At 70.8% G+C, this 17,143-nt stretch carries 17 protein-coding genes; 11 read left to right on the forward strand and 6 right to left on the reverse strand.

Annotated features, from left to right (window positions below):
- Positions 1–29: 29 nt before the first annotated feature.
- Positions 30–434: a hypothetical protein gene (locus ACIBH1_RS33965; RefSeq protein WP_397318081.1), complete on the reverse strand. Its 405-nt coding sequence runs from the start codon at positions 432–434 to the stop codon at positions 30–32.
- Positions 431–793, reverse strand: a complete 363-nt coding sequence (locus ACIBH1_RS33970; protein WP_397318083.1) for a hypothetical protein — start codon at positions 791–793, stop codon at positions 431–433. The genes ACIBH1_RS33965 and ACIBH1_RS33970 overlap by 4 nt, the downstream gene beginning before the upstream one ends.
- 63 nt (positions 794–856) lie before the next feature.
- Here ACIBH1_RS33970 and ACIBH1_RS33975 point away from each other — a divergent pair, with 63 nt between their 5' ends.
- Genes ACIBH1_RS33975 through ACIBH1_RS33990 form a run of 4 tightly spaced genes read left to right on the forward strand, consistent with a single transcriptional unit; the run spans position 857 to position 3,731 of the window.
- Positions 857–1,351 carry a DUF523 domain-containing protein gene (locus ACIBH1_RS33975; RefSeq protein ID WP_397318084.1) on the forward strand — a complete coding sequence of 165 codons (495 nt, stop codon included), beginning with the start codon at positions 857–859 and terminating at the stop codon, positions 1,349–1,351.
- A gap of 34 nt (positions 1,352–1,385) precedes the next feature.
- Positions 1,386–1,925 carry an NADPH-dependent FMN reductase gene (locus ACIBH1_RS33980; RefSeq protein WP_397318085.1) on the forward strand — a complete coding sequence of 180 codons (540 nt, stop codon included), beginning with the start codon at positions 1,386–1,388 and terminating at the stop codon, positions 1,923–1,925.
- Complete coding sequence (locus ACIBH1_RS33985; RefSeq protein ID WP_397318086.1) at positions 1,922–2,866, forward strand: ATP-binding cassette domain-containing protein; 945 nt, start codon at positions 1,922–1,924, stop codon at positions 2,864–2,866. Before ACIBH1_RS33980 ends, ACIBH1_RS33985 begins: the two co-directional genes overlap by 4 nt.
- Positions 2,867–2,888: 22 nt before the next feature.
- Positions 2,889–3,731, forward strand: coding sequence for an ABC transporter permease (locus ACIBH1_RS33990; protein ID WP_397318087.1), 843 nt, complete (start codon positions 2,889–2,891; stop codon positions 3,729–3,731).
- A 4-nt stretch (positions 3,732–3,735) separates the two neighbouring features.
- On the opposite strand, the gene ACIBH1_RS33995 is transcribed toward ACIBH1_RS33990, so the two are convergent.
- Entirely contained in the window at positions 3,736–6,957 is a 3,222-nt protein-coding gene (locus ACIBH1_RS33995; RefSeq protein ID WP_397318088.1) for an ATP-binding protein, read from the reverse strand.
- A 170-nt stretch (positions 6,958–7,127) separates the two neighbouring features.
- Here ACIBH1_RS33995 and ACIBH1_RS34000 point away from each other — a divergent pair, with 170 nt between their 5' ends.
- Genes ACIBH1_RS34000 through ACIBH1_RS34010 form a run of 3 tightly spaced genes read left to right on the forward strand, consistent with a single transcriptional unit; the run spans position 7,128 to position 9,211 of the window.
- Positions 7,128–8,525: a Dyp-type peroxidase gene (locus ACIBH1_RS34000; RefSeq protein WP_397318089.1), complete on the forward strand. Its 1,398-nt coding sequence runs from the start codon at positions 7,128–7,130 to the stop codon at positions 8,523–8,525.
- 20 nt (positions 8,526–8,545) lie between these two features.
- Positions 8,546–8,938: a hypothetical protein gene (locus ACIBH1_RS34005; protein ID WP_397318090.1), complete on the forward strand. Its 393-nt coding sequence runs from the start codon at positions 8,546–8,548 to the stop codon at positions 8,936–8,938.
- Between the two features lie 30 nt (positions 8,939–8,968).
- On the forward strand, positions 8,969–9,211 hold the full coding sequence (locus ACIBH1_RS34010; RefSeq protein WP_181615588.1) for a hypothetical protein: 243 nt from the start codon (positions 8,969–8,971) through the stop codon (positions 9,209–9,211).
- Here the strand turns inward: ACIBH1_RS34010 and ACIBH1_RS34015 are convergent.
- On the reverse strand, positions 9,208–9,660 hold the full coding sequence (locus tag ACIBH1_RS34015) for a hypothetical protein (protein WP_397318091.1): 453 nt from the start codon (positions 9,658–9,660) through the stop codon (positions 9,208–9,210). The two genes, ACIBH1_RS34010 and ACIBH1_RS34015, sit on opposite strands and share 4 nt — an antisense overlap.
- A 44-nt stretch (positions 9,661–9,704) precedes the next feature.
- Here ACIBH1_RS34015 and ACIBH1_RS34020 point away from each other — a divergent pair, with 44 nt between their 5' ends.
- On the forward strand, positions 9,705–10,679 hold the full coding sequence (locus tag ACIBH1_RS34020; protein WP_397318092.1) for a helix-turn-helix transcriptional regulator: 975 nt from the start codon (positions 9,705–9,707) through the stop codon (positions 10,677–10,679).
- 66 nt (positions 10,680–10,745) lie between these two features.
- On the forward strand, positions 10,746–11,615 hold the full coding sequence (locus tag ACIBH1_RS34025) for a hypothetical protein (protein WP_397318093.1): 870 nt from the start codon (positions 10,746–10,748) through the stop codon (positions 11,613–11,615).
- On the opposite strand, the gene ACIBH1_RS34030 is transcribed toward ACIBH1_RS34025, so the two are convergent.
- A complete protein-coding gene (locus ACIBH1_RS34030; protein WP_397318094.1) occupies positions 11,561–12,493 on the reverse strand; it encodes a GNAT family N-acetyltransferase in 933 nt (310 codons plus the stop codon). The two genes, ACIBH1_RS34025 and ACIBH1_RS34030, sit on opposite strands and share 55 nt — an antisense overlap.
- Complete coding sequence (locus ACIBH1_RS34035; RefSeq protein ID WP_397318095.1) at positions 12,490–13,524, reverse strand: LacI family DNA-binding transcriptional regulator; 1,035 nt, start codon at positions 13,522–13,524, stop codon at positions 12,490–12,492. Before ACIBH1_RS34035 ends, ACIBH1_RS34030 begins: the two co-directional genes overlap by 4 nt.
- A gap of 304 nt (positions 13,525–13,828) precedes the next feature.
- Between ACIBH1_RS34035 and ACIBH1_RS34040 the strand changes: the two genes are divergently transcribed.
- Positions 13,829–15,247: a non-reducing end alpha-L-arabinofuranosidase family hydrolase gene (locus tag ACIBH1_RS34040; protein WP_397318134.1), complete on the forward strand. Its 1,419-nt coding sequence runs from the start codon at positions 13,829–13,831 to the stop codon at positions 15,245–15,247.
- A gap of 78 nt (positions 15,248–15,325) precedes the next feature.
- On the forward strand, positions 15,326–17,131 hold the full coding sequence (locus ACIBH1_RS34045; protein ID WP_397318096.1) for a family 43 glycosylhydrolase: 1,806 nt from the start codon (positions 15,326–15,328) through the stop codon (positions 17,129–17,131).
- The last annotated feature ends 12 nt before the right edge of the window (positions 17,132–17,143 follow it).

A 17,143-nucleotide genomic window follows, 5' to 3' on the forward strand; every position in this document is an offset into this window, starting at 1 on the left:
GACCGCCCCCTGCCCTCGGGGGCGCGGGCTTAACGCCGACGTAGCAACCAGTACAGACCCACCAACGGAAGGATCAAGGGGATGAACAGGTATCCCTTTCCATAAACCGACCAAACGGTTTCGTCGGGGAAGGCCGCGGCATCGATGACGCTGGCCGTACCGATCACCAGCACCCCGGCCAGCTCGATGCCCAGCGCCCACAGCGCCAGCCCGCGCCTGCCCATCGCCAGCGCGACGGTCAGCAGCACGTAGACGGCGGCGGCGAAGGCCGACAGGGAGTACGCCAGCGGCGCCTCGTCGAACCTCGTGAGGATCTGCACCGTCGCCCGCGCGCCCGCGGCCAGCGCGAACAGCCCGTAGACGGCGACGAGCGCGCGTCCGGCGCCCGTCCCGATGACGCGCCCGCCCTTGGTGTCGTCGTTCTGATCGATCACGCGTGACCCGCCCAGATCTGCAGGAGCCTGCCGGTCATCACCGCGACCGCGAAGCCCGCGACGACGAGGATGGCCGAACCCCACCGGGTGCGCTCGGCGAGCGCCAGGAAGACGCCGGCGGGCGGGATGAGCGCCGTGCCGGCCAGATAGCCGTAGAGCGTCGCCTTCTCCGCCGGGCCCTCGCCGCCGACGGCGGCGGCGATCGTGACGCCCGCCTGCACCAGCAGAGCCACTTCCAGTACGGCGAAGCCGACCAGCAGGACCATGCCCATCGCCCGGTTGCGGATGGCCACGATCAGGCTCGCCAGGGCCAGCAGCAGGGCGGCCACGATCACACCGGTCGCGAGGGGTTGGAGCATGCCAGAAGGCTACCGCCCGGCGCCCTCGCCCAGCGCTCCGAGTCCTGCCCGTAGCCTTGGACCATGGAGCGGATCCTGGTGAGTGCGTGCCTGATGGGGCGGCGTGTCCGCTTTGACGGCGCCGCCAAGACCAGCACGTCCTCCTTGCTGGCGACCTGGCGCGAGGAAGGGCGGCTGGTGCCGTTCTGCCCCGAGGTGGAGGGCGGGCTGGCGATCCCCCGCCCCGCCGCCGAGATCGTCGGAGGCGACGGCTCCGCCGTCCTGGCCGGTGAGGCGCGCGTCATGACCGCCGGGGGCGGCGACGTGACCGCCGCCTTCCTGTCAGGAGCGCGGCAGGCGCTGGAGCTGGCCAGGTCGCAGGGCATCCGCATGGCGATCCTGAAGGAGGGCAGCCCGTCGTGCGGCTCGCTCGTCGTCCACTCCGGTGACTTCACCGGAACCAAGGTGCCCGGCCACGGCGTGACGACCGCCCTGCTGGAGTCGCACGGCATCCGCGTCTTCGCCGAAGACGCGCTCGACGCGGCCCTCGCCCATCTCCGCACGCTGGAAGCCCGCTAGAGCCGATCTAGCGCCCGTCTCGCGCCTTCCAGACGTGAAGAGCCTGCGAACGGCCGTGATCATCGGCAGCACCCGGGAGGGCCGCGCCGGGGAAGGCGTGGCCACCTGGTGCGCCACGCACGCCACCGGACGCTCCACGCTCGACGTCGACCTGGTCGACCTGGCCGCCTACAGCTTCCCCGAACGGCATCCCCGCTCGCCGACGCCCGCGATGACGGCCCTCACCGGCCGCCTCGCCGTGGCGGAGGCGTTCGTCGTCGTCACGCCCGAATACAACAGGAGCTTCCCGGCCGCGCTCAAGCAGGCGATCGACTTCGCCTACGACGAGTGGCACGCCAAACCGGTCGGTTTCGTGTCGTACGGCTGCGCGTCGACCGGCCTGTACGCCGTCGAGCAGCTCAGGGGCGTCTTCGCCGGGCTGCACACGGTGACCATGCGCGACGCCGTCGGCATCGACCTGCTGCGGGGCGGCCCCGGCGACGCCGACCTGGTCGCCCTCGACACCCTGCTCGACCACCTCACCTGGTGGGGCCTCGCGCTGCGCGACGCCCGAGAACTGAGAGGAACACCATGACGACCTTGGCCATTGAGACATCCGGCCTGGTGAAGACCTTCGGCGACAACCGAGCCGTGGACGACCTGGACCTGGCCGTCCCGGCCGGCACCGTCTACGGCGTGCTGGGCCCGAACGGCGCGGGCAAGACCACCGCCGTCCGCATGCTCGCCACCCTGCTGCGGCCCGACGGCGGCCAGGCCCGCGTGTTCGGCCACGACGTGGTCCGCGAGGCCGACGCGGTGCGCGGCAGGGTGAGCCTGACCGGGCAGTACGCCTCGGTCGACGAGGACATGACGGGCGCGGAGAACCTCATCCTGCTCGGCCGCCTGCTCGGCCACAACAAGGCCGCCGCCCGCGCCCGCGCGGAACAGCTGCTCGACGCCTTCGGCCTGACCGAGGCGGCGGGACGGCAGGTCAAGAACTACTCGGGCGGCATGCGCCGCCGCGTCGACATCGCGGCGTCGATCCTCAACACCCCCGACCTGCTCTTCCTCGACGAGCCCACCACCGGCCTCGACCCGCGTGCCCGCTCCCAGGTCTGGGACATCGTGCGCATCGTCGTCGCCCACGGCACCACCGTCCTGCTGACCACGCAGTATCTGGACGAGGCCGACCACCTCGCGAGCCGCATCGCCGTCATCGACCACGGCAAGCTCATCGCCGAGGGCACGCCCGGCGAGCTGAAGAGCTCGATCGGCTCCGGTTCCGTCCACGTACGGCTGCGCGAGGCCCGCCAACGCGAGCAGGCCGAGAAGGTGCTCGCCTCCGCCCTGGCGACCACGGTCGTGCTGGAGGCCGACCCCGTCGCGCTCACCGCCCGCCTCACCGCCGGCCAGGAGGCCGTCGCCGCCGAGCAGGCCGCCCGCGCCCTGTCCGAGCTGGCGGCCGCGGGGATCGTCGTCGACGACTTCTCCCTCGGCCAGCCCAGTCTCGACGAAGTCTTCCTCGCCCTCACCTGATCCGGACCTCTTGGAGAACACCATGACCACCACCACGTCCGCCCCAGAGACCTACAGCCCCGTCGCCGAGACCCTGGGCGCCGTCCTGTCACGCGAGTCCCGCCCGCCGCGGCCCGGAGCCCTGTCGGCGTCGGCGACCTTCGGCTGGCGCGCCATGCTCAAGATCAAGCACGTGCCCGAGCAGCTCTTCGACGTCACCGCCTTCCCGATCATGATGACGCTGATGTTCACGTACCTGTTCGGCGGCGCCCTGGCCGGCTCCCCCGGCGATTATCTGCAGTTCTTCCTGCCGGGCATCATGGTCTCCAGCGTCGTCATGATCACGATGTACACCGGCATCGAGGTGAACAAGGACATCGAACGCGGCATCTTCGACAGGTTCCGCACCCTGCCCATCTGGCGTCCCGCCCCGATGGTGGGCTACCTGCTCGGCGACGCCGTGCGCTACACGCTGGCCTCGATCGTCATCCTGCTCGTCGGCCTGGTGCTCGGCTACCGCCCCGCCGGCGGATTCGTCGGCGTCGCCGCCGCCATCGCCGTGCTGGTCGCCTTCTCCTTCGCCTTCTCGTGGATCTGGACCATGTTCGGGCTCATGCTCCGCAGCGAGAAGTCGGTCATGGGGGTGAGCATGATGGTGATCTTCCCGCTGACCTTCCTCAGCAACGTCTACGTCAAGCCCGAGACCATGCCGAGCCTGCTGCGGGCCTTCGTCGAGATCAACCCGGTCAGCCACGTCGTCTCCGCGGTGCGCGCCCTCATGGCGGGCACGCCGGCGACCTCGGAGCTGATGTGGGTGCTGGTGGCGGGGGTGGCGCTCATAGTGGTGTTCGGCACCCTGACGATGCGGCTCTACAACCGCAAGTAGCGGCTCACAGGACCCAGCGCACCGGCTCCGCCGGCTGGTAACGGCAGGTGGAGCCGGTCGAGACGGCCTCGCGCAGGTGCGCGGCCAGCTCGGGATGGGCGGAGTCGAGCTTTCTGAGCACGTCGCGGATGCGGGCGGTGACGGTCTTCCGTGCCCGCTCCGCCTCGTCGCCCAGGCGCCGGCTCCTGCCGTCGAGGCCCGCCGCCGAACGCAGCTGGTCGAGCAGCGCCTGCCGCTCGCGGTCGAGGGCGGCGGCGCGGTCGTCGTCGCCGCGCTCCACGGCGCGGTCGATCTCGTCGTCGAGGCTCTCCAGGTGGCGGCGGTAGCGGGTCCTGGCCTCGTCGTCGAGCAGGTCGTCGCCGCCGAGGCTCCTGGCCGCCACGACCAGGTCGCCGCCCTCGGGGGCCAGGAGGGTGACGGCCGGCAGGTCGCGGCCGGGGGCGGCGAGCAGGAGGTGGAGGTCGCGCAGGCCCTTGGCGTCGGGCAGGTGCGCCACCCGCCCGCCGTACGCCAGCCGCCAGACGGTGCCCTGGCGGGTGAACTCCCCCTCGACGCGTGTGGATCCAAGGGCGACCACCGGCTCCCTGGGCACCGCCGTACCGAAAGCCGCCGTCTCGGGCACCGCCGAGCCCGAGGCCGGGGCCGAGGCCGAGCCCGAGGCCGCACCGCCCGAGGCCGAGCCCGAGGCCGCCGTGCCCTCCCGGCCCGTGGCCGATTCCTGCGCCAGCGACCGTGCCCGCTGCGCCACCTGCTCCATTCCCAGCGCCGAGGCCTCACGCTCCACCGAGCCCAGCACGTCGAGCGCCCCCGCCCCGCCCGAGGCGAGCAGCGCCTCCCCCAGCCCTGCTCCCGCAAGCACCGCCCACGGGCGCGCGCCGAGCCGGACGGCGCTCTCGCGGGCCGCGGTGAACGCCGCGACCGCCTCCTCCCACCGCGACTCGGCCGCCTCGACGAGCGCCGCCCAGTAGTCGAACGGCCCGCTGACGTCCCACCCGTAGAGCGAGACCGCCCATCGCCCCCGGTGCGGCGCGATCCACGCGCGGGCGGCGGCGCACAGCTCGGGATCGCCGGTGGTGGCGGCGAGCTCGGCCTGGAACCTGATCCACAGCGGCTCGGCCGATCGCACCCGCCGCTCGCCGCGCGTGGTGGCCTCGGCGAGCAGCCGCAGGGCGGCGTCGACGTCGCCCAGGCGCAGCGCCGTGAGCGCCTCGATCAGCACGGGGCACGGATGCGTGGAGTCGCGCATGCGCCGATGCAGGTCGCCGACCTCGCCGGGACGGCCCTGGAGCAGGAGCGCCGCCCATTCGAGGTGTCCGATCATGTGCCCGCAGCGTTCGTCGAGCATGGCCTCCTCCGACCCGTGCAGCTCCTCGACGAGGGCCGCGCACGCGTCGAAGCGGCCCATGAGGCAGTCGACGATGGCCTGGTCGAGCCGGGTGCTGAAGGTCACGAGGGGATGGCTGCTGCGGGAACCGGCGGCGAGGTAGTCGCCGAAGCGCTCGAGGAAGACGGATTCGCCCAGCTCCAGGTGGGCGACCCAGCGCAGGGCGGCGGCGAAGTGCTCGCCCTCGACGTTGCCGGTGCGGCGGAACAGCCGCAGCAGCTCGTCGGTCAGCTCGACGCGTTCCTGGGCGGTGCCGGGCGCCCAGATGCTGTCGTGCAGGCTCCACAACCCGGCGACGAGGGCTTCGACGTCGTCGCTCTCGCGGGCGCTGAGCGCCAGCTGGATGGCCAGGTCTTGGGCCAGGCCCTCGGTCGAGGCGGGCTCGCTGCCCACGAGCCTGACGTAGGCCTCGCGCAGCAGCTCCTGCCCGCTCTCGCCGCTGTAGGGGCCGCGGCGAGCGCCCAGTGCGACCCTGGCCAGCGGGATGGGGTCGTCGATGTCGCGGGCGATGGCCAGGGCGCGCGTGTAGAGCACCGTGGCGCCGTCGTGGTCGCGGGTGTGCCAGAGCTGGTTGGCCAGGTCGAGGGCGATCTGGGCCTGGCGGGCCGGGGGGAGCGCGGTGGCCGCTTCGAGCGCCCGCCGGTGGTGGGTGATGGACTCCTCGACGGCGAGCCGCAGGTCGGCGTGGCCGGCGGCTTCGAGCAGGAGCTCGACGGCGCGCTCCGGGTCGACGTGGTCGCCGGCGAGGTGGGCGTGGCCGGCCAGGTCGGAGCTTCGCAGGTGGTCGCGGAGCTCGGGCTGCCGCTCGACGGCGGCGACGACCGCCGCGTGGAGCTGCTGGGCGCTCGCCGCCAGGCCGGCGTAGAGCGTCTCGCGCACCAGGTCGTGGACGAAGGAGAAGAGCCCGTCGCCCAGCACGACGACGAGCCGCGCCGCGACGGCCTGGTCGAGCAGCCGGTCGACGTGGGCCACCGGCTCCTCGGCGAGGGCGGCGAGTACCTGGCGGTGGAACTGCCGCCCGAGCACGCAAGCGCGGCCCAGCAGGGCGGAGACGGGGGCGGGTAGCAGGTCGATGCGCCGGTGGACGGCGTCGCGGATGCCGGGGGCGCTGGCCGAGACGGAACCGCTGCCCTGCCAGAGCCGGGCGATCTGCTCGACGAAGAAGGGATTGCCGCCGGTGCGGGCGTGCACCTCGGCGACGAGCGGCTCCGACGGCGCGCGCCCGGCGACGCGGGCCATCAGCTCGCCCACCGACTCGGCGTCGAGGCCCGTGAGCGGGATGACCGAGGCCTTGGCGAGCAGGGGCTGGAGGGGGTGGACACCGGGCTCGACCTCGGCGTCGCGGTAGGTGCCGACGAGCAGGAGCCGCTCGAACCAGGTGTGCTGGGCGGCGAACTCGAGCAGCCGGACGGAGGCGGGGTCGGCCCAGTGCAGGTCGTCGAGGACGACGATGACGGGCCTGGTCTGCGAGGCCGAGACCAGCGCGGTGGTCACCGAGTCGTAGAGCTGGAAGGCGTCGGACGACTGGTCGCCCAGCAGGCCCGCCAGCCTGCTGCCGGTCGCCTGCTCGGCCTGCGACCACTCGGGGCTGCGCCGCAGGGCGCGCATGACCTGCACCCACGGCCAGTAGCCGGGCGCGGAGTCGGAATCCCAGCAGGAGCCGCTGAGCACCAGCGCGCCCTGGGCCCTGGCCAGGCCCACGGCGTGGGTGACCAGGGTGGTCTTGCCGATGCCCGCTTCGCCGGCGACCAGCACGAGCCCGCCGTGGCTGGACATCGACCGGGAGATCTCGGCGTGAAGCAGGGCCGACGGGTGGTCCCTGCCGATGAGTGCGGCATTCATGACGGTGAAGAAACTACCCCCGTGCACTGACAACTTTTGGACGCGCGCCGAAGTCTCACCCTGAAAACACGCGCTTTTGTCACATATAGCGGCGTAACATCGCTGCCGCGAAAGACAAAACGGGTGGGGGCCCGAAAAATCGCGAAATTTACGGGGAAAGGACGAGGCGTATGCCTGTCAACCTGTCCAACCTCAGGCCACTGGCCTGGGACTCGGCGAGCCTGGATGCCGACACCAAGGCGATGCTCGACAACCTGCAGCCCAACATCCTGCGCGCCCATGTCCGCGAGCACCTGGCGATCCTGATCCTGCGCTTCAACGACGCCGCGGAGGGCAAACGGTATCTGCGCGAGATCGCCCTCACCCATGTGAAGTCCGCCCGCAAGCACCTGGAGGAGGTCAGGGAGTTCGGCAGGACCGGGCGCATCGGCACGCCGTACGTGGGCATCGGGATCAGCCGCGCGGGCTACCGCGACCTGGGCCACTCGGTCGCCGACATCCGAAGGTTCGGCGACGCCGCCTTCAAGGACGGCATGAAGCGCCGCATCGCCGAGGTCGGCGACCCGCCGGTGGAGCAGTGGGAAGCCGCCTACCAGCGGGAGATCCACGCGATCATCCTGATCGGCGACGCCGATCCCGAGCCGGTGGAGCGGCTGCGCCTGGAGTTCGTGCGCGACCTGCCCGAGTCGGCCCGGGTGCTGGGCGAGGAGAGCGGCACCGGCATGCGCAACCCCGCGGGCGACGGCATCGAGCACTTCGGCTACGTCGACGGCCGCAGCCAGCCGTTGTTCCTGGCCGACGAGGTGGAGCGCGAGCCGCGCAAGAACTGGGACCCCTTCTTCCCGCTCGGCAACGTGCTGGTGGCCGACCCGTTCGCGCCCGACCCGAGCCGCCACTTCGGCAGCTATTTCGTCTTCCGCAAGCTGGAGCAGAACGTCAGGGCCTTCCGCCAGATCGAGGAGGACCTCGCCGACGACCTGGGCCTGCAGGGCAGGGAGCGGGCCAGGGCGGGGGCGCTGCTGGTCGGGCGCTTCCGCGACGGCACCCCGATAACCAGCAAGGAGAAGGCCGGCGGCGGCCCGGTCGCCAACGACTTCACCTACGACGGCGACGACAACGGGGACCGGTGCCCGTTCAGCGGGCACGTCCGCAAGACCAACCCCCGCTCGTTCGGCCGCGAGGTCATCATGGCCAGGCGTGGCCAGACGTACGGCGAGCGGACCGACGTGCCGTGGGACGACGCGGAACCGCACACCCGTCCCAGCGCCGGGGTGGGCCTGCTGTTCATGGCCTTCAACTCCCGCGTCGCCGACACCGCCGACGGCCGGTTCGGCCAGTTCGAGTTCACCCAGCGCAGCTGGGCCAACGAGCCGAACTTCCAGGTGGAGGGCACCGGTCACGACCCGGTGATCGGCCAGGGAGACCGCGAGATCAAGGTCGTGCTCCCGAAGGCGTGGAACAGGCCCGACCGTACCCCTGCCATGCGTCAAGTTCCGCAGACCGTGACAATGATGGGCGGAGAGTATTTCTTCATGCCATCACTCGCATATCTCCGCGGTCTCGTATAAATGCCGTAGGGTTTCGGCCCATGAGTTTCGCGACATTTGGCATCAACGCGATCCTGTGGGTGCTACAGGTCATCATCCTCATCGTGGGAGTGGTCCTGACGGCCATGGCTCGCCGCAACCATGGCCGGGCCGCCCTCGTGGGCATGTTCGGCTGCCTGGTGTTCCTGCTCGACGTGATCGTCAGCGTCGTGCAGGCGTTCCTCCTCCCGGAGTTCGCCCGCGACCTGGGCAGCATCATGACGGCAGCGATGATCTTCTCGGTTCTCCACCTACTGTTCTGGGTGACCGGGCTGGGGCTGCTGGTGGCCGGGGTCGTCATGCGGCGCCCAGCCGCCGCTCCCCAGCAGCCCTTTCCGCCCCAGCAGCCCTACTACCAGCAGCAGCCTCCACCGCCCGGCTATCCCGGCCACTGAGCCGGTTGGCGCGATATATTGGTAAAAGTCATGAGCGAAGAGCACGATCAGACGATCAGGTACCGCAGGCCCACGCCCGGGCAGCCCGCGCAACCTCCCGAGCCGCCCCAGACGGTTCGCCTGCCGTACACCCCCGACCTGTTCCCCGACGTGGCCCACGTCGAGGCCAAGCCCCCGCGCTCGGCCTGGTGGTGGGTGGTCGTGGCCAGCGTGCTGCTGGCGGTGGTGGCCGCGGCGGCCATCGCCATCGTGCTCTGGTCCACCGGAGGCTAGACCCGGGTGAACTCCATCACCCAGTTGGTCTCCCAGGTCTGCTCGCCGTCGGTCGAGAAGGCCTGCTCCCAGCGGGCGTGCGTGTCGTCGACCCGCGTCCAGACGAAGCGGCAGCGGATCGGCGTGCCCTCCCAGACCTCGTCGGAGTAGAACGTCCCGACGTCGCCCTCCCAGCGGCCGACGACCGGGATCGGGTCGAGCGAGCCGTTGAGGCTCGAGGCCCAGTAGATCGACCACAGCCCGGTCTCCGGGTCGCGGAAGCGCACGGTCAGGCCGTTGTATCCGCGGGTCGGGAAGTGCACCTCGTCGAAGCTGGCGTTGCCGTCGAAGTGCCTGCTGGCCACCGAGCGCCCGGGGAACTCCTCCCAGTCGTCGCAGCCGGCCAGGCGCTTGAGGAGATAGCGGTTGTGCACGTCCCACGTGCCGGCGAGGAAGTCGAAGTCACTCATGGCAGGACCGTATGCGCGGGTCACTGCCATCTATTGTCAGTGATATGCGCGCTTCCCGACTGCTGTCGATCCTGCTCCTGCTGCAGACCCGCGGCCGCATGACCGCCAGGGAACTGGCCGAGCGGCTCGAGGTCTCGGTCCGCACCATCTACCGCGACGTCGAGTCGCTGCACGCCGCCGGGGTCCCGCTGTACGGCGATGCCGGGCCGTCGGGCGGCTACCAGCTCCTGGAGGGCTACCGCACCCGGCTGACCGGGCTGACGGCCGACGAGGCGGAGTCGATGTTCCTCGCCGGGCTGCCGGGACCCGCCGCCGAGCTGGGCCTGGGCAGCGTGGTCGCCGCCGCCCAGCTCAAGCTCAAGGCGGCGCTGCCGCTGGAGCTGCGCGACCGGGCCGAGCGCATCCAGGAACGGTTCCATCTCGACGCGCCCGGCTGGTATCGCGAGCGCGACGAGCTGCCGTTCCTGCCGGCCGTGGCGGAGGCGGTGTGGAACCAGCGCGCGATCGAGGTGCGCTATCGCCGCTGGGCGCCGCCCCACCTGGTCAACCGGCGGCTGGAGCCGTACGGGCTGGTCGTCAAGGCGGGCCGCTGGTACGTGGTCGCCCGCAGCGGCGAGCAGGTGCGCACCTACCGGGTCTGGCAGATCCAGGAGCTGCACGCGCTCGACGAGGGCTTCGAGCGGCCCGCCGGCTTCGTGCTGGCCGACTACTGGCTCGGCTACCTCAGGGAGTTCGAGGAGCGGCTGCGCCAGGGGCAGGCCACGGTACGGCTGTCGCCGCGCGGGCTGGAGCGGCTGGGCGACATGATGACGCCGGGTGTGGTCGCGGCGGCGCGGGAGAGCGCCTCGGCGCCCGACGCCGACGGCTGGGTGACCGCGGCGCTGCCGATCGAGGGCGCGGAGCACGCGTGCAGCGAGTTCCTGCGGCTGGGCATGGACGTGGAGGTGCTGGAGCCCGCCGAGCTGCGCGACCTGATGCGGCAGCACGCCAAGGCGCTCTCGGCCTTCTACGGACGCTGATCGGGGGCTTTCAACTCCTGACGTTCCGGGTAATTTCCGGGATATCACCCCGGCTTGGGGACTGCCATGGACCTCCACGAGCGCCTGCTGATCCAGGTCAGCGCCCGCGACGTCTACGACGCCGCCGTCCTGGCCGGGCACCCGCACGCCGGGCTGGTCTTCACCGGCCAGGCCTCGCACGACGCGGTGCGCATGGTGCGCCGTCACGGCTACGACGGTCCCGTGCTGGCCGACCGCCGCCGCTATGCGGGCTCGGCCCGCCTGCGCGGCACCGTACGGCTCTCGCCGCACTGGATCGCCGACCAGGTCGAGGCGGGAGCGACGGAGATCCTCACCGATTCGGGATACATCGGCGCGGGCGACGGCGACGCCATACGTTCCACGCTGGAGCAGGCCGGCCAGTGGGACGACGTGATCGCGGTGCTGCCCGTGCACGCCCGCTGGGTGCGGGAGGACCGCGCGGTGCTGCTGGCCTCGATCGCCGCGTACGGCGGGCCGGTGGCGCTCGTCGTCGAGGACGGCCCCGCGTTCGAGCCGTTGCCGCTGCCCCTGCTCTCGGCCGGGGTAGCCGCCTTGGGCGCGCTGGCGTGCGGTGCGCCGTGGTCGGCGATCGGGGTGCGCGAGGTGCTGCGCCATTTGTATCCGGAGCCGCACGAGGTGCGCGGCGGCTGGCGGCGCGGCGGGGCGCGCAGCGCGTTCGTGCCGTCGGTGATGGAGTTCTGGCCGGTCGAGCGGCTCAAGAAGCTGCGCGCGCTGACCTGCCCCTGCTCGACCTGCCACGGCCGCATGATCGCCTGGCTGGCCGACGCCGAGGAACTGGTGGTCAACACGCACAACAGCAAGGTGCTGCACCGGCTGCACCTGCAGTTGCTGAGCTCCACTCACCGGCTGGAGTGGTGGCGCAGGCGCATGACGTCGAACGTGCGGGTGACGTGAAAGCCCGCTTTGAGGTAGAGGTGGTAGGCGGGCGTGTCCTGCCCCGTCCACAGGAACCAGGCGGTGTGCAGGCCTTCGGCGCGCATCCTGGCCAGGGTCCGGTGCAGGAGGACCTTGCCGAGCCCGGCGCCACGCTCCTCCGGGTCGACGCCGAACGGCCCGAACCGCTCGGCGGGTCCCTCGTAGGCGCCATAGGCGGTGAACCCGACGATGCGGTCGCTTCTCGCGATGAGCAGCCGCCCGTTATCCCGAAATTTCCTGATCGCCTCGCCCCAGTCCGGATTGAACCCCGCCGCGAACCGCACCAGCTCGGGCAACTCCCCGTCCACCGGCTCGCGGACCTCGTACCCGGACGGCAGGTCCGTCGCGGGCGGCGCGTAGGCAGCCAGGCCGCGGTCCATCGCCACCGCCGTCGTCACCTTCTCGAACCCCCGCCCCCGCAGCAGCGCGCCCGCCGCCGGATAGAGCTCCGGGTCGACGCCCGGCAGCAGGTAGTGGGGCGTGTAGCAGGCGAAGTCGACCCGCCGCCGATCGCCGAGGAACTCCAGCGCCGCATCGAGCAGCCGTCCGCCGAGCCCGCTCCCCCGGGCCTCGGGCGTCACGAAGAGGAACGGGATCCATCCGGTCTCCGGCTCCAGGTCCAGCCCCGGCGCCAGGGGTGTCAGCCGCCTGATCGCGTAGGCGCAGCCCGCCACCCGGCCCGCGTCTTCGGCCACGATCAGGCCGCCGGGGTCGAAGTTGGGGTCGAGCAGCACCTTGTCGCGCCACCACCGGGGGGTGACGGGGTCGGCGGGCATGCTCCGGTTCCATGCCTCGACCAGGGCTTTCTCGTCGCCGGGGAGGAAGGTTCGCACCCGGCGGCCGTCGGGAGATCTCACTCGGGATCCGCCTGCCTGTTGTTCCGCGCCCGGAAGGGCGCCGTGCTGTCCCGGATCACCAGCTCGGTGCCGAGCTCGACCCGTCTCTGCATGAGCGGCTCGTCCTCGGCCAGGGCGACGAGCATGGAGGCCGCCGTCGCGCCCATCTGCACCAGGGGCTGGCGCACGGTGGTGAGCGGCGGGATGGCCCACCGCCAGGCGGGCATGTCGTCGAATCCGACCACGCTGAGGTCCTTGGGGATGCGCAGTCCCAGCTCGTGGGCGGCGTGGTAGACGCCGATGGCCTGACCGTCGTTGGCCGCGAAGATCGCGGTGGGCGGATCCCGCAACTCCATCAGCCGGCGGGTGTGGACGATGCCGTCGGTGATCTGGAACGTCCCGTGGCGGATCAGGTCCTGGTCGATCGGCACCCCGGCCGCGTCGAGGGCGGCCCGGTACCCGTCGAGTCGCGCCCGGCTGGCGACCGCGAACTCGGCTCCGGTGATCATGGCGATCCGGCGGTGGCCCAGTTCGAGCAGGTGGCGTGTGGCGTCCAGCCCTCCGCTCCAGTTCGTGGCCCCGACCGAAGGCACCCCCCGGCCCGGGTCCCCGGCGGGGTCGAGCACGACCAGGGGGATCTCGCGGCTGTCGAGCCGGACCCGCTGTTCCTCGGTCGGGCCGGAGAACACCGTGATGACCCCGGCGGGGCGGCGGCTCAGCACGCCCTCGATCCACTGGTGCCCCGGCACGTGCCGGCCGCCCAGCTCGGAGATCACCACGCTCAGCCCATGACGTCCGGCGACCGACTGGACTCCCTTGACGATCTCTATCGGGTAGTCGCCGGCCAGTTCGTGGAAGACGACCTCGATGAGGCCCGCCGGTTTGATGCGTCGCCGTTGCCGGCGGAATCCGTGTTCCTGGATGAGGCCCTCGACCAGTGCCCTCGTCTCGGATCCCACCTCCGACCTGCCGTTGACCACCTTGGAGACGGTGGCCACGGAGACCCCCGCCAGCGCGGCCAGTTGAGCGAGGGTCAACGCTTCGGACGTCACAGCGGGAGTCTACCTTCTGTGACCATTCGGGAAGTTAGCGAGATTCGGCCCGAAATCTACGGTTGCCAACAGGTAACTTCTGTGAAATTTTCACATTCACGGGCCACGAGGCACGATCTTCCCCGGAGCGAACAGCCAGGCCGGGGAGCGTGACGGAAGCCAGGCCCGCGTCGGCGAGCACGACGCCTCGTTGACGGCGGCAAGAGCGTCAGATGTACTCCGCGACAACGTATCGGCCGAAGGATTGGACGTTTGATTGTTAACGCTAACATTCCCCAGCCGCCTCCGGCGAACGCTTGCCGTACTGGCGTCATCGCTGCTCATCGCCGCTTTCCTCATCGCCCCGCGTGCTGAGGCGGCGACCGTCGACACCAACGCCTGGTACGTCCTGATCAACCGCAACAGCGGCAAGGCCCTGGACGTCTACAACCTCTCCACGGCCGACGGCGGCCGGATCACCCAGTGGACACGCAACAACGGCAACCAGCAGCAATGGCAGTTCGTCGACTCCGGCGGGGGCTACTACCGCCTCAAGTCACGCCATTCCGGCAAGGTCCTCGACGTCTACAACCTCTCCACCGCCAACGGCGCCGCGATCGTCCAGTGGGCCGACCACAACGGCGCCAACCAGCAGTGGCGCCTGGCCGACAGCTCCGGCGGCCACGTCAGGCTCATCTCCCGCCACAGCAACAAGGCCCTGGAAGTGCAGGGCGCCTCCACCGCCGACAACGCCAACATCGTGCAGTACGACGACTGGGGCGGCAACAACCAGCAGTGGCAGCTCGTCCAGGTCGGCGGCGGCGGCAACCCCGGCACCTGCGAGCTCCCGTCGACCTACCGCTGGAGCTCGACGGGCCCGCTGGCGCAGCCGAAGTCGGGATGGGTCTCGCTCAAGGACTTCACCGTCGCCCCCTACAACGGCAGGCACCTCGTCTACGCCACCACGCACGACACCGGCACCCGGTGGGGCTCGATGAACTTCGGCCTGTTCACCAACTGGTCGGAGATGGCCTCGGCCAGCCAGAACACGATGACGAACTCGACCGTCGCGCCCACGTTGTTCTACTTCGCCCCGAGGAACATCTGGGTGCTCGCCTACCAGTGGGGCGGGACCGCCTTCTCCTACCGCACGTCGAGCGATCCGACCAACCCGAACGGCTGGTCGGCGCAGCAGGTGCTCTTCTCGGGCAGTATCAGCGGCTCGGGCACCGGCCCCATCGACCAGACGCTCATCGGCGACAGCCAGAACATGTACCTGTTCTTCGCGGGCGACAACGGCAAGATCTACCGGGCGAGCATGCCGATCGGGAACTTCCCCGGCAGCTTCGGCACCTCCTCGACCGTGATCATGAGTGACACGACGAACAACCTGTTCGAAGCCGTCCAGGTCTACAAGCTCCAGAACCAGAACAAGCACCTCATGATCGTCGAGGCGATCGGCGCCCAGGGCCGCTACTTCCGCTCGTTCACGGCCACCAGCCTGAACGGTTCGTGGACCCCTCAGGCAGCGACCGAGGGCAACCCCTTCGCCGGCAAGGTCAACAGCGGCGCCACGTGGACCAACGACATCAGCCACGGCGAGCTGATCCGCGCCAGTGCCGACCAGACCTTCACCGTGGACCCCTGCAACCTGCAGCTGCTCTACCAGGGCCGCAGCCCCAACTCCGGCGGCGACTACGGCCTGCTGCCGTACCGGCCGGGCGTGCTGACACTCCAGCGCTGACGGCATGACACGGGCGGGCTCGGCACGACCGGGCCCGCCCGTGCTGCGCCTCGGCCCGCCCGTCCCGAAAGGATCATCATGAGATCTGCACTCGCCCGGATCATGAGCGTGCTCTGCCTCATGATCCTGTTACCCGCGACAGCGGCCAGAGCGGACAACCCGATCGTCCAGACGATCTACACCGCCGACCCCGCGCCGCTCGTGCACAACGGCCGCCTCTACCTCTACACCGGCCATGACGAGGACGGCTCCACCTACTTCACGATGCGCGACTGGCGCGTCTACTCCACGACCGACATGGCCAACTGGACCGATCACGGCTCGCCCATGAGCCTGGCCACCTTCGCCTGGGCCGACGCCAACGCCTGGGCGGGTCACGTCGCGTACCGCAACGGCAGGTTCTACTGGTACGTCCCGGTGCGCAACCGGTCGACCGGCGGCATGGCGATCGGCGTCGGGGTCGGCGACAGCCCGACCGGGCCCTTCCGCGACGCGCTGGGCCGCCCGCTGGTGGAGAACAACGAGATCGACCCGAACGTCCTCATCGACGACAGCGGCCAGGCCTATCTGTACTGGGGCAATCCCCGCCTCGCCTACGTGCGGCTGAACAGCGACATGATCTCCTACTCCGGCGCGGTCACCTACATCCCGCTGACCACGGCGGGGTACGGCACGCGCACCGGCAACCCCAGCCGCCCCACGCTGTACGAGGAAGGGCCCTGGGTCTTTAAGCGCAACGGCCAGTACTACAACGTGTTCGCCGCGGAGTGCTGCTCGGAATTCATCGGCTACTCGACGGCCCCGAGCCCCACCGGGCCGTGGACCTACCGCGGGACCGTCATGCCCCGGCAGGGCGGCAGCTTCACCAACCACGCCGGGATCATCGACTTCGCCGGAGGGTCGTACTTCTTCTACCACAACGGCGCCCTGCCGGGCGGCGGCGGTTACACCAGGTCGGTGGCGGTGGAGAAGTTCGCCTACAACGCCGACGGCACCATCCCCACGATCAACATGACCACCGCGGGACCACCCCAGGTCGCCACCCTCGACCCGTTCGCCCGGCAGGAGGCCGAGACCAACGCCTGGTCATCGGGAGTGGAGACCGAGCCGTCCGGCGAAGGCGGCATGAACGTCGGCTTCATCGAGAACGGCGACCACATCAAGGTCAGGGGCGTCGCGTTCGGCAACGGCGCCTCCTCCTTCACCGCCCGCGTCGCCTCGGGCACCTCCGGGGGCCGGATCGAGCTGCGTCTAGGCAGCCCCACCGGCACTCTCGTGGGCACCTGCACCGTCAACGGCACCGGCGGCTGGCAGATCTGGGCCACGGTCACCTGCCCGGTGTCCGGCCTGAGCGGCACCCGTGACCTGTACCTGCGTTTCGCGGGCGGCAGCGGCTACCTGCTCAACCTCAACTGGTGGCAGTTCACCCCGTCGGGCGGCGGCGGCGGGAACCTGCTGACCAACGGCACGATGGAGGACGGCACGACCGGCTGGACCAGCTCCGGCGGCACCCTGTCCTCCGCGACCGACGTGGCCCACGCGGGCAGCCGGTCGTTGCTCACCTCCGGCCGCACCTCCGCCTGGCAGGGTCCGCACCAGAACGTCACGACCCGGCTCACCAACGGCAGGACCTACACCACCGGCGTCTGGGTGCGCTCCCAGAGCGGGACCCCCAGCGCCAAGGCGACCCTGACCCTCACCGCGAACGGCACCACGAGCTACCTCCAGCTCACCCCCGCGCAGACGATCAGCAGCACCGGCTGGACCCAGCTCACCGGCACTGCGACCGTCTCCTGGACCGGGACGCTGACCAGCGCCTCCTTCTACGTCGAGACGGCCGCGGGCACCGACGGCCTCTACATCGACGACGCCTCCTTCCAATGAGAATCGGAGCGA

The organism is Nonomuraea sp. NPDC050663 (genome assembly GCF_044456985.1).
In the GTDB taxonomy this organism is placed as follows: Bacteria; Actinomycetota; Actinomycetes; order Streptosporangiales; family Streptosporangiaceae; genus Nonomuraea.